This is a genomic window from Streptomyces sp. NPDC050704, assembly GCF_040654355.1.
Lineage (GTDB): Bacteria > Actinomycetota > Actinomycetes > Streptomycetales > Streptomycetaceae > Streptomyces.
Genome location: NZ_JBFAHW010000064.1, coordinates 1 through 12,633 on the forward strand (window position 1 = coordinate 1; position 12,633 = coordinate 12,633).

A 12,633-nucleotide genomic window follows, 5' to 3' on the forward strand; every position below is an offset into this window, starting at 1 on the left:
CGTCCGGCGTTTGAGGACGAGGCCGTTCAGGCCGATTGCGGGGGTCTGGGGGCGCAGCCCCCAGGGATGGGACGGGTAGGGGCGGCGGGGGCGAGAACCAGCCCGCGCCGCCCCGGACCCGGCACTACAGAAGCGACGGCACCTCCGCCGCGGACACCGAGCGCGCGGCCCGCTCCAGGGCGCTGGCCAACAGCGCAAGGTCCGTGGGCCCGTTGCCCAGCTCGCGAACCGGCCGACGCGCGGGCGGATCACCCATACGGGACCACTCCAGCGGGACGACAGTGGGCCGCAGCGTCGCCGTACGGGGGATACGCCCCGTGACCCGGCCGCCCTGGAAGGGAGTCGACCGCCCGGCGGGCCCGGTCAGCCGCCCCCGCCCGGGAGCGGGCTCCTCAGGCCCGGACACGGGCGCCTCCAGGGCGACCCGGAGCGTGGCCCGCCGTGCCAGCTCCGTCTCGTCCGTACGCGCCCCGCCACCGGTCGCCGCCACCAGATGCACCCCGAGCCGCTCACCGTCCCGGGCCACGGCTTCCAGCGCCCTTATGACCGAACCGGCGGCCGGACGCCCGGGGGAGCCAAGCGCGGGCGAGAGCAGGGCGTCCAGATCGTCGACGACCACGACGAGCCGGGGCAGCGGAGGACCCGCTTCCGGGCGCGGCCGGGTCGCGGCGGGGCGCAGCCGGATGGTGGAGCTGGAAGGTGCGTCCAGGTCGGCGGCGCCGGGCCCGGCGCCCGACGCGGCGCCGGAGTGCCGGCCCGCGGAGGTGCCCGAGCCGCCCGGGCCGCCTGCCGAGCGCTGGGAGACGACGCGGCCCGACACCTCCTCCCGGGTGTGCCACTCGGCGAAGTCGAGGCGGCCGAGCAACTCCGCCCGCCGCTTCAACTCGGCGGCCAGGGACTGGGCGAACTCCCGCATCCGTACGGGATCGTTGGCGCCCAGGTGCGTGGTGACATGCGGCAGATCCGTGCAGACCTGCAACCCGTCCCCGCGCACGGCCGCACCACCGGTGCCGGTGCCGTCCCGGCCGTCGACGAGCACGATGCCGAGCCGGTCGGGCCGCTCGGCGGCGGCGAGCGACGCGGCGACGGAACGCAGCAGCTCCGTACGCCCACTGCCCGACGGGCCCTCGATCAGCAGATGCGGGCCCTCGGCCGAGAGGTCCACGCCGACGGGCCCGCGCGGCCCGGCCCCGAGCACGGCCGCGGCCCGCCCGCCGAGCGCCTCGGTGTCGTCGGCGGCGTCCGCCCAACGCGCCATCAGCGAGGCCGGGGTCGCCCTCGCCAGGCCCAACTCGTCCAGCAGCCGGGCGGCCTGGGGCAACGGCGCGGACACGCGCGTGTGCCGCTCACCCGCCACACCGTCCGCCCGCAACGGCGCAAGGGCTCGCCCGAACCGCTCGGCCCACGCCATGGACACGGCGTCCACGGCGGCCACCGTGCCATGACCCACCGGACCGCCACCGGACGCGCCGTGCGGCTGTCCGCCGGGCGCCACGCGCAGCAGCCGCAGCGCCGTGGCCACGTCACCGCTGAGCAGCGCGACGGCCCCGCACTCCCGGAACGCGGGCGAGGCCGCACACGCCGCCTCGTACGTCTCCGTCACCGGCGAGGCGGGCGACGCGGCCGGTGTCTCGGCCAGACAGATGACGTGGATCCCGACCTGGGGCCCCTCGGCCGCGAGCCGCGACACGGCCTCCCGCACACCGGCGCCACCGGGGTCACCGTCCACGACGACGACGGTGTGCGGTCCTGGCCACGCCATCTCGGCCGGGGCCTCGTCCTCGGACCGCGCCCAGGAGGGCCGGTGAGCCCTGCCCCGGCCGTCCGTGTCACCGGCCAGGGTGCCGCTGGGCAGCCCCAGGTGGGTGACTCCGCTGTCCCGCCCGGCGGCGTACGGGCCGGGGGCCAGGGCGGCCGCTCCCGAGCCGGTGCCGGCGCCGGAGACGTCGCGGGCGCCGCGGGCCCTGGGGTCGCCTTCTTCGTCGGCGTACCTCCCGGAGCGGGCGTCCGGTCCCTCGTTCGGACCGTCGCTCGGGCCACCGGCGGCCGGGAAGACCCCGCCGTCGTCCGGCGAGCCGCCGCCGAGGTGCGCCCCGCTCCTGCCCGTACCTCCGGCCGAACCGGAGGCGGAGCCGGAACTGGAACCGGATCCGCGGCCCGTCTCGGCCAGTTGGTCCTCCAGGCGGCGGATCAGCTCCTCCGTACGAGCCGTCGCCTGCTCACGGTCGTAGGCGAGGAGGAGGCGGCAGTCCTGGCCGTGGGTGGGGCGCAGGTGCGGGAGCCAGCCGAGCCAGGACCACTCGGCGGTGCGCTCCTCCAGGGAGCGCGAACGGTCCGTGCTGATCAGGGTGATTTCCAGCAGGTCGGGGGAGTGCAGCGCGGCGAGCTGGGCCACCACGGCGCGCGCGAGCCCGGAGAGGCGGCCGCGCGGCCCGGCCAGGCCCAGCGCGCCGACCTCCCGCAACCCGGAGGTCACCGGCACCGCGGGCAGCAGTCCCGAGCCGTCGGGCGCGGTCCGGTCCGCCGTGCCGAGCCGCACGGTGAGCGTCTCCGGGTGGCCGGGCCCGCGCTCCCACAGCCGCGGTCCCGGGCCGAGCGCGGTCAGCAGCAGCGCCGCGGGATCGGGCCACCGCTCCGGCTCGGGCGTGCCCCCGGCCAGGGGCTCGGCGGACTGGGTGCCGTCGTACTCGTACTCGTAGCCGTCGCGCTCGTAGCCGTCGGGTCCGCCGGGTCCGTCGTAATCCGCGTACTCGATGTCGGGATCGTCGCTCCGGCCCCCGGCCAGGCGCCTGGCCCACGCGGAGAGCCCGCCGCGCTTGCGGACCCCGCCCGGCACGGGCGTCCCCCGGAGGGGAGTGCCCTTCCGCTTGCCTTCACCGGTGGCCTCCGTGCCCGCCTCGCCCGGCGCGGCAGCCGCCCCGGAGCCCGCGCTCTCCATCCGCGGCGCCCCGCCCTGTCCCGGCACCACATGCGGCCCCGCGGGACCGTGGCCCTGGGCCCCGGGAGCCCCGCCCTCGGCGGCGCCCCACCCGGCCGTGCCGTAACCGTGGTGCGGCTCGGCGCCGGGCGGTGAGACCTGGGGACGGGACGCGTCCGGGGCGCCCTCCTGGGCTCCGGCACCCCCGTCGCGCGCGTGCGGCACTCTCGCCGCTCCGGTGCCGGCGGAGCCTGCCCGTGGCTCCGACTCCTGTCCCGTACGGCCGGAAGCCGCCGCCTGCCGCCCTCGAAGGGGCTCGTCCGGCGCCGCCGCCACCCGTACGTGGCCCTCGCCGTCCGGCGCGGTCTCCCGTACGGAAGCCGGTTCACCGGCCGGAGCCAGTCGCAGCGCCGACTCGCCGACGCGCAGCAGCGCCCCCGGCGCGAACCGCAGCGGGCGCTCGCCCACGCGTCTGCCGTCCAGCCTCGTGCCGTTCGTGGAGCCCAGGTCCGCGATCGAGACCCGGCCGTCCGACGCGACCGTCACCGCGCAGTGCAGGCGGGAGACGTCCGGGTCGTCCAGCGGCACGTCGGCGTCGCCGGAGCGGCCGATGTCGATCCGGCCGCCGTGCAGCAGATGAACGCCTCCGGCATCGGGCCCGGCGACCACCCGCAGCTGGGCCGCGGCCGCGTCGACATCGGGACCGGGCTCCGTGGGCGCCCCCAGGGACAGCACGGCACCGTCTATGAGAGGTGGCTCACCCAGCGTGCAGCGCTGCGCGTCGAGCCGCTCCGCCCCCGCGTACAGCACCCCGGCCCCCTCGCCCCCGACCGCCGAGGCGAGGCCCGAGGCCACCGCCGCGAGCGCGGTCCCGGCGGGTGCTGTGACCAGCACGTCGCAGGACGCGGAGCGTCCCTCGGGGCGCGTCCCCAGCGGGTCTACGACGGTCAGCCGGATCTGCATCGCCGTCAGCGGTCCCTTCTGTCGCGGGGCCCGCGACGAGGCTGCGCCGCGGTCCCCCACCGCGGATTCCCCCACCGCACACGGGCACATGGGCCAGTACTGCGAGTACGGAAGGCATCCTCGCACCTGCCACTGACAACACGCCCGTCCTCCACCGTCAAGTGATCTTGATTGGTCGGCTCTGCCCGCAAAAGTGCCTGACCAGTGCCCGGTTGAGATCGGTCACGTCAAGGTCCGGCAACCAAACCGCCCAAAGCGAGCGTCTTTTCATCGAACACATACGGGAGCGTCCCACGTAATGCATAGGCAGACAGGGCCGCGGAAACCGGAGGAAGACGACAGCCAGGTGCCGCGTCGGGCGGCACTACAGTGGGTCGGAACCACCCGTAGCCGGGTGGACGGACCAGTCAGGCAAGCAGCAGGGAGCGCATGACGTGCGGCCGGTAGGGAGCAAGTACCTCCTTGAGGAGCCGCTGGGACGCGGCGCCACAGGCACCGTCTGGCGCGCTCGCCAGAGGGAGACCGCGGGAGCGGAGGCGGCCGTACCAGGCCAGCCCGGGGAGACCGTGGCGATCAAGGTCCTCAAGGAGGAGCTCGCCAACGACGCGGACATCGTGATGCGGTTCCTGCGGGAGCGGTCCGTGCTGCTCCGGCTGACCCACCCGAACATCGTCCGGGTCCGGGATCTCGTCGTCGAGGGCGATCTGCTCGCGCTGGTCATGGACATCATCGAAGGGCCCGATCTCCACCGCTACCTGCGTGAGAACGGCCCGTTCTCGCCGGTCGCCGCCGCCCTCCTCACCGCCCAGGTCGCCGACGCGCTCGCCGCCAGCCACGCCGACGGCGTCGTGCACCGCGACCTGAAGCCCGCGAACGTCCTGCTCAAGCAGGACGGCGGCCAGATGCACCCGATGCTGACGGACTTCGGCATCGCCCGGCTCGCCGATTCACCGGGCCTCACGCGGACCCACGAGTTCGTGGGCACGCCCGCGTACGTCGCGCCCGAGTCGGCGGAGGGCCGTCCGCAGACCTCCGCCGTCGACATCTACGGCGCCGGGATCATGCTGTACGAGCTGGTCACCGGCCGCCCGCCGTTCGGTGGCGGGTCGGCTCTCGAAGTCCTCCACCAGCACCTCAGCGCCGAGCCGCGCCGGCCTTCGACGGTGCCCGACCCGTTGTGGACGGTCATCGAGCGCTGCCTGCGCAAGAACCCCGACGAGCGGCCCAGCGCCGAGAACCTCGCACGCGGCCTCCGTACGGTCGCCGCGGGCATCGGAGTGCACGCGAACTCCATGCAGATCGCCGCCGCCGAGGGCGTGGGCGCGCTCCTCGCGCCGGACCCGGCGCCCGCCTTCGTGCCGGGCGACCCCGGCGCCGCCGACCCCACGCAGGTGCTGCCCCAGGGGGCCGGTTCGTACGACCCGAACGGCGCGACCAGCGTCCTGCCGCACACCGGCGCCGGTGCCGCCGACCCCACGTCCGTCCTGCCCCACCGCGGCGCGGCCGATCCGACCGCGGTGATGCCGCCGGTGCCGCCGAACCAGCCTGGGGCGGGACCCGAGGACCCGCACCCCTGGCAGAACCAGCTGCGCGCGGCCCGTGACCGCAACGAGCCGACGCAGGTGCAGTCCTATGCCGACCCGAACGACGACCCGCTGCGGCGCCGCCCGCAGCGCCAGGTCGCACGGCCTCAACGGCAGCCGCAGCCGCAGCCGCCGCCGCAGGCACAGCCGCAGCAGCGGTCCCAGCGGCGTCAGCAGCAACGGCCGCCGCAGAACCAGCCCGGTTACGGCTACCCCCAGGGGCAGCAGCCGCAGCAGTACGCGCCTCAGCACCAGCAGCCTCAGCCGCAGCGGTACGCGCCTCCGCCGCAGCAGCCCCAGCAGCCCGCGCCGCGGCCGCCGCGCGAGCCCCGGGAGCCGCGGCAGCGCAGCGCCAACCCGATGAAGATCCCCGGCCTCGGCTGCCTCAAGGGGTGCCTGTTCACGATCGTCATCCTGTTCGTGGCCAGCTGGCTGATCTGGGAGCTGAGCCCGCTTCAGGAGTGGATCGGGACGACGAAGGGGTACTGGGCGCAGTTGTCCGACTGGTTCAGCACGGTGTCCGGGTGGGTCGAGGATCTGGGTGGCGGGTCCGGCGGTTCCGGACAGTAACTCTTTCCAGGAAGTCTTTTGGGGTGATTGCCCCTTCAAATCCCCAGAGCCGCGGTGCGGTTCTGGGGATTTGTCGACACCTGGGGGGTGATTTCTGCTTCCGAAGCGAAGGTTGGCGCTCTGGGCGCGTAGTTTTGTCGATCGGGGATTCTGGGTTTGCCGACCGGGATCCGCCCGTGGCGGAGCCGCTGAAGAATGCAGCGTCGCGGGAAATGCGCTGGGTCGGCAACACGCATCCGTAGGAGCAGTCTTGGTACGGAAGATCGGTAGCCGGTACACCGCGAACCAGATTCTGGGACGGGGCAGCGCCGGCACGGTGTGGCTGGGCGAGGGACCCGAGGGTCCGGTCGCCATCAAGCTGCTGCGCGAGGACCTCGCGTCCGACCAGGAGCTCGTGGGTCGTTTCGTGCAGGAGCGGACGGCGCTGCTCGGCCTCGACCATCCGCACGTCGTCGCCGTGCGGGACCTCGTGGTCGACGGCAACGATCTCGCGCTGGTCATGGACCTCGTCCGCGGTACGGACCTGCGCACCCGGCTCGACCGGGAGCGCCGCCTCGCGCCCGAGGCGGCCGTCGCGATCGTGGCCGACGTCGCGGACGGGCTCGCCGCCGCGCACGCGGCGGGGGTGGTGCACCGGGATGTGAAGCCGGAGAACGTCCTGCTCGACATGCAGGGGCCGCTCGGGCCGGGGGGCTCGCACCCCGCGCTTCTCACCGACTTCGGGGTGGCCAAGCTCATCGACTCACCGCGGCGGACGCGGGCCACGAAGATCATCGGTACGCCGGACTATCTGGCGCCGGAGATCATCGAGGGGCTGCCTCCGCGGGCGGCCGTCGACATCTACGCGCTGGCGACCGTGCTGTACGAGCTTCTCGCGGGGTTCACGCCGTTCGGTGGGGGGCATCCGGGCGCGGTGCTGCGCCGGCATGTCACCGAGACCGTCGTTCCGCTGCCCGGGATTCCGGAAGAGCTGTGGCAGTTGCTCGTGCAGTGTCTGGCCAAGGCGCCGGCCTCGCGGTTGCGGGCGTCCGAGCTGGGTGAGCGGTTGCGGGAGCAGTTGCCGTTGCTGGCGGGGATGCCGCCGTTGGATGTGGACGAGCCGGACGGGGAGGGGGACGCCGAGGCGGACGCTGCCGACGGTGCCGCTGGCGCCGACGCCGGGTACGAGGAGTCGGCGGAGGATTCGGGTGCGCCGCGGCAGGGGGAGCGGGGGCGGGTTCGGCGGGGGGCTGTTCCGTTGGTGCCCGGGGCTTCGCCGGACTCCAACCGGGATACCCACACGAGCATGCGGGTGCCTGGGCCGGACGAGCTGGCGGGTGGTGCGCGGGGGACGGCCCGGGCGCCGCGGGCCGCGGGGGCGCCGCGGCCGGGGTCGGCGCGGCATCGCGCCTCCGCTCGGCGGCGGCGGGTCACTCTTGGGGTGGCGGCCGTGGCGTTGGTGGCTGCGGCTGGGGTGGGGACGTGGTTGGCGACGGCCGGGGACAATGCGGATGCGACGCCGCGGGATGTGGAGACGTCGGTGCCGGCGTCTCCGTGATGCGGTGTTTGTCTGCGGGTGCGTTGTGGCTGGTCGCGCCCACGCGGCGGAGCCGCACAATGTCACAGCCTCGCGCCCCTGGGTTGGTGGGTGGTGGGGGCGGTGCCGCGACGGGGTATCCGATCGCCGCTCTGGGATATTCAGCTGAAGCTGAGTTGCCGCGGCGATCGGACACCCCGACACGACCCCTCACGCCGGAAGGCCGAGTGCGGGTGGGTGGGGCCTGCGGTGCAGACCCCGACCCGGTCTTTTGTCTTTTAGGGGCGCGGGGAACTGCGCGACCAGCCCCCACCGGCCCGCACCCTACGAACAACCCGACGGGGGTCTGGGGGCGGAGCCTCCAGTTTCGGGAAGGGGTGGGGTGGGGGAAAGGGAACCTGGCTCCGACGGTCGTCGCCCGCCAACCGTCGGAGACTTCTGTGGAGCCGTTACGCTGGGGGCGTGGCAGTCGTCGATGTATCCGAAGAGCTCAAGTCCCTCTCCTCGACCATGGAGTCGATCGAGGCCGTCCTGGACCTCGACAAGCTGAGGGCAGACATCGCCGTGCTCGAGGAGCAGGCGGCGGCGCCGTCCCTGTGGGACGACCCGGAAGTGGCGCAGAAGATCACCAGCAAGCTGAGCCACCTCCAGGCGGAGGTGCGGAAGACCGAGGCGCTCCGCGGGCGTATCGACGATCTGAGCGTGCTCTTCGAGATGGCTGAGGAGGAGGACGACCCGGACACCCGGGCCGAGGCGGAGACCGAGCTCGTCGCTGTCAAGAAGGCGCTGGACGAGATGGAAGTCAGGACGCTGCTGTCGGGGGAGTACGACTCCCGGGAGGCGCTGGTCAACATTCGCGCGGAGGCCGGTGGCGTCGACGCCGCCGACTTCGCCGAGAAGCTGCAGCGCATGTATCTGCGGTGGGCCGAGCAGCGCGGGTTCAAGACGGAGGTCTACGAGACCTCGTACGCGGAAGAGGCCGGCATCAAGTCGACCACCTTCGCCGTCCACTCCCCGTACGCGTACGGCACGCTCTCGGTGGAGCAGGGCACGCACCGGCTGGTGCGGATCTCGCCGTTCGACAACCAGGGACGGCGGCAGACCTCCTTCGCGGGGGTCGAGATCCTGCCCGTCGTCGAGCAGACCGATCACATCGAGATCGACGAGTCCGAGCTGCGGGTGGACGTCTACCGGTCGTCCGGGCCCGGTGGCCAGGGCGTCAACACGACCGACTCCGCGGTCCGGCTGACCCACCTGCCGACCGGCATCGTGGTGTCGTGTCAGAACGAGCGGTCGCAGATCCAGAACAAGGCCTCCGCGATGAACGTCCTGCAGGCCAAGCTGCTCGAGCGGCGGCGGCAGGAGGAGCAGGCCAAGATGGACGCCCTCAAGGGCGACGGCGGCAACTCCTGGGGCAACCAGATGCGTTCGTACGTCCTGCACCCGTACCAGATGGTCAAGGACCTGCGGACCGACTTCGAGGTCGGTAACCCCGAGGCCGTCTTCAATGGCGAGATCGACGGGTTCCTTGAGGCCGGAATTCGCTGGCGCAAGCAGCAGGAGAAGTAAGCGACATTTGCGGACGTCGCTTTGTCGACAGGGCAACTGCCATCCGGTGGGTGGTAGTTGCCCTTTGTGCTGTGCGATGTCTGGGTTTTACATCACACTCACATGACGTCGTGGTGGTCAAATAACCTTGATCTGGACATCGCGGTCGCAACGACCTTGACGTTGCCCAGAAAAGTGGGAAGGGTAACGCGCGGCATGCGTATCTCTGGGGCGCATGTGAACCGGGGGCTTCACTGAGCTTTCCCCGATGTCGTGGCCCCGGACGCTGCTCCACTGACGAATTAGCTACTGGGGGTAGCAACCAGATGACCAAGAAGACGCGGATCCGTGTCGCGCGGATAGCCGCCGGTGCGGTGATCGCCGCTGGTGCTTCGCTGACCGCCGCCGGTGCCGCTTCGGCTCTCGATGTCAATGTCAACGTGGCCGGTGTGAACGTCGGCGCCAGTGTCGACGAGAACGGTGTGTCGGCGGACGTCAGTGCCTCGGCTGACGAGGACTGCCCTGTCGGTATTTGCACGACCGGTGGGACGACCGGTGGGGACACCACGGGTGGGACCACGGGTGGTGACACCACTGGTGGGACGACCGGTGGCGACACGACCGGCGGGACCACGGGTGGCGACACCACGGGTGGGACCACGGGTGGTGACACGACCGGTGGGACGACCGGTGGCGACACCACGGGTGGGACCACGGGCGGTGACACCACGGGTGGGACGACCGGTGGCGACACGACCGGTGGGACCACGGGCGGTGACACCACGGGTGGGACGACCGGTGGCGACACCACGGGTGGGACCACGGGCGGTGACACGACCGGTGGGACGACCGGTGGCGACACGACCGGCGGGACTACGGGTGGCGACACCACGGGTGGGACGACCGGTGGCGACACCACGGGCGGGACCACGGGTGGCGACACCACTGGTGGCACCGACCCCGACGGTGGCAACAGCCCCATCGAGCAGAGTGACGGCAAGGAGAGCCTGACCGACACCGGCTCGGACGCCTCCGACACCTCCGCTCAGGGCACCGGCGGCGAGCTGGCCGAGACGGGTGCCGCCGAGAATGTCACCTTCCTGCTGATCGGCGCCGCCACGATGATCGCCGGCGGTATCGGCTTCCGGATGCTGCCGCGTCTGATGAACGGCCGCGGCGCAGCTGTCTGACGTACGTGAGTAGTGCGTATGTGAGCGAGTGAGCGGGTGAGTGTGCGAGAAGGGCCCGGAGCCAAGCTCCGGGCCCTTCTCGCATGTCCTTTGGCGTACGCCCTCGCGCGTCCGTTCTCGCGGGTTCTACGCGGTCTGGTGGGCCAGCAGGGCCACCGCCGCGATCAGTATGGCGAGCAGTGCGATCAGGGCCATGGGGTTCAGCCCGCCGAAAGGGCCCTCTTGCTGAAGCCGCTGACGGTTCGCGCGGCAGACGGGGCAGCGGCCTTCGTTCACGGGCGCGGCACAGTTCGCGCACACCAGCCGGTCGTACGTCATGCGCTCGCCCTCCTTGCACCGGTTCCATGTACACAACGCTCTCGGGAACGCGAACGTTCCCCCTCCACTGTGCCAGGTTCCTCCGGAAGGTGCGCGGGTTCCTGTGCGGGGGCTGGATAGGGCGCCTCGTGGGGGTGGGTCGGTTCGTTGCGCGGCTGCGGGTTGGTGGGGGCTGGTCGCGCAGTTCCTCGCGCCCCTTGAGGGCTGCGCCCTCATTGGGGCATGCCCTCGTCGGGCGGTACAAAAACGTACAAGCCTTGCTCAACCCTGACTGGTGCCTGCGCTCGCGTGCCCAGGTCGCGTATGGTCACGCACACCTACCCCCGACGGCCTGTGGTGCATCCGTGATCCGATTCGACAACGTGTCCAAGGTCTACCCGAAGCAGACCCGCCCCGCTCTCAGGGATGTCTCCCTGGAGGTCGAGCGAGGTGAGTTCGTGTTCCTGGTGGGGTCCTCCGGCTCCGGAAAGTCCACCTTCCTGCGGCTGATCCTCCGCGAGGAGCGGACCAGCCACGGTCAGGTGCACGTCCTGGGCAAGGACCTCGCGCGCCTCTCCAACTGGAAGGTGCCGCAGATGCGCCGCCAGCTGGGGACGGTGTTCCAGGACTTCCGGCTGCTGCCGAACAAGACGGTCGCCGAGAACGTCGCCTTCGCGCAGGAGGTCATCGGCAAGTCCCGCGGCGAGATCCGCAAGTCCGTGCCCCAGGTGCTCGACCTCGTCGGGCTCGGCGGCAAGGAGGACCGGATGCCCGGTGAGCTGTCCGGTGGTGAGCAGCAGCGCGTCGCCATCGCGCGGGCCTTCGTCAACCGGCCGAAGCTCCTCATCGCCGACGAGCCGACCGGAAACCTCGACCCGCAGACCTCCGTCGGCATCATGAAGCTGCTCGACCGCATCAACCGGACGGGCACCACGGTGTTGATGGCGACCCACGACCAGAACATCGTGGACCAGATGCGCAAGCGCGTCATCGAGCTGGAGCAGGGCCGACTCGTCCGCGACCAGGTGCGCGGCGTCTACGGCTACCAGCACTGACGACGACGGTTCACGGAAAGGCTTAGCAGACGCATGCGCGCCCAGTTCGTTCTGTCGGAGATCGGTGTCGGTCTCCGTCGCAATCTGACGATGACCTTCGCGGTCGTCGTCTCGGTCGCCCTCTCCCTCGCCCTGTTCGGCGGTTCGCTCCTGATGAGCGACCAGGTGAGCACGATGAAGGGCTACTGGTACGACAAGGTCAACGTCTCGATCTTCCTCTGCAACAAGAGCGACGCGGAGTCCGACCCCAACTGCGCCAAGGGAGCGGTCACCACCGAGCAGAAGGAGCAGATCCAGACCGACCTGGACAAGATGCCGGTCGTCGACAACGTCACGCATGAGTCCAGCGACGAGGCCTACAAGCACTACAAGGAGCAGTTCGGCGACTCCCCGCTGGCCGCCTCGCTCACGCCGGACCAGATGCAGGAGTCCTTCCGCGTCAAGCTGAAGGACCCGGAGAAGTACCAGGTCATCGCGACCGCCTTCGACGGCCGTGACGGCGTGCAGTCGGTGCAGGACCAGAAGGGCATCCTGGACAACCTCTTCGAGCTGCTCAACGGCATGAACTGGGCCGCCCGCGCGGTGATGGCGATGATGCTCGTCGTCGCGCTGATGCTGATCGTCAACACGGTGCGCGTCTCGGCGTTCAGCCGTCGGCGTGAGACCGGGATCATGCGCCTGGTGGGCGCCTCCGGGTTCTACATCCAGGCGCCGTTCATCATGGAGGCCGCCGTCGCGGGACTGATCGGCGGTGGGGTGGCCTGCGGATTCCTGGTGGTCGCCCGGTACTTCATCATCGATCACGGGCTGGCTCTGTCCGAGAAGCTGAATCTGATCAACTTCATCGGCTGGGACGCCGTTCTCACCAAGCTGCCGCTCATCCTCGCCACGAGTCTGCTGATGCCCGCGCTCGCCGCGTTCTTCGCGTTGCGCAAGTATCTGAAGGTGTGACGCACGCCAATCGGGCCGTACCGGCAACCGCCGGTACGGCCCT

Annotated in this window: 8 protein-coding genes; 6 read left to right on the forward strand and 2 right to left on the reverse strand. The window is 71.7% G+C overall.

The window, feature by feature from the left end:
* Nucleotides 1-124 precede the first annotated feature (124 nt).
* Complete coding sequence (locus AB0I18_RS31700; RefSeq protein WP_363109066.1) at nt 125-3,880, reverse strand: FHA domain-containing protein; 3,756 nt, start codon at nt 3,878-3,880, stop codon at nt 125-127.
* Between the two features lie 434 nt (nt 3,881-4,314).
* Here AB0I18_RS31700 and AB0I18_RS31705 point away from each other — a divergent pair, with 434 nt between their 5' ends.
* The 4 genes from AB0I18_RS31705 (at nt 4,315) to AB0I18_RS31720 (ending at nt 10,287) form a co-directional block, all read left to right on the forward strand.
* The gene (locus AB0I18_RS31705) at nt 4,315-6,033 is read left to right on the forward strand and encodes a protein kinase (protein WP_363109067.1); all 1,719 of its coding nucleotides are present in this window, start codon (nt 4,315-4,317) and stop codon (nt 6,031-6,033) included.
* Nucleotides 6,034-6,283: 250 nt separating this feature from the next.
* Nucleotides 6,284-7,570: a serine/threonine-protein kinase gene (locus tag AB0I18_RS31710; protein ID WP_363109068.1), complete on the forward strand. Its 1,287-nt coding sequence runs from the start codon at nt 6,284-6,286 to the stop codon at nt 7,568-7,570.
* A gap of 441 nt (nt 7,571-8,011) precedes the next feature.
* Nucleotides 8,012-9,118, forward strand: a complete 1,107-nt coding sequence (gene prfB / locus AB0I18_RS31715) for a peptide chain release factor 2 (protein WP_363109069.1) — start codon at nt 8,012-8,014, stop codon at nt 9,116-9,118.
* Nucleotides 9,119-9,423: 305 nt separating this feature from the next.
* The gene (locus AB0I18_RS31720; protein ID WP_363109070.1) at nt 9,424-10,287 is read left to right on the forward strand and encodes an LPXTG cell wall anchor domain-containing protein; all 864 of its coding nucleotides are present in this window, start codon (nt 9,424-9,426) and stop codon (nt 10,285-10,287) included.
* Between the two features lie 126 nt (nt 10,288-10,413).
* Here AB0I18_RS31720 and AB0I18_RS31725 read toward each other — a convergent pair whose 3' ends face one another.
* Nucleotides 10,414-10,605, reverse strand: a complete 192-nt coding sequence (locus tag AB0I18_RS31725) for a hypothetical protein (protein WP_363109071.1) — start codon at nt 10,603-10,605, stop codon at nt 10,414-10,416.
* Between the two features lie 344 nt (nt 10,606-10,949).
* Here AB0I18_RS31725 and ftsE point away from each other — a divergent pair, with 344 nt between their 5' ends.
* Both ftsE and ftsX read left to right on the forward strand, forming a co-directional pair.
* On the forward strand, nt 10,950-11,639 hold the full coding sequence (gene ftsE / locus AB0I18_RS31730; protein WP_151476621.1) for a cell division ATP-binding protein FtsE: 690 nt from the start codon (nt 10,950-10,952) through the stop codon (nt 11,637-11,639).
* Nucleotides 11,640-11,672: 33 nt separating this feature from the next.
* Nucleotides 11,673-12,590, forward strand: a complete 918-nt coding sequence (ftsX, locus tag AB0I18_RS31735) for a permease-like cell division protein FtsX (protein ID WP_363109072.1) — start codon at nt 11,673-11,675, stop codon at nt 12,588-12,590.
* The last annotated feature ends 43 nt before the right edge of the window (nt 12,591-12,633 follow it).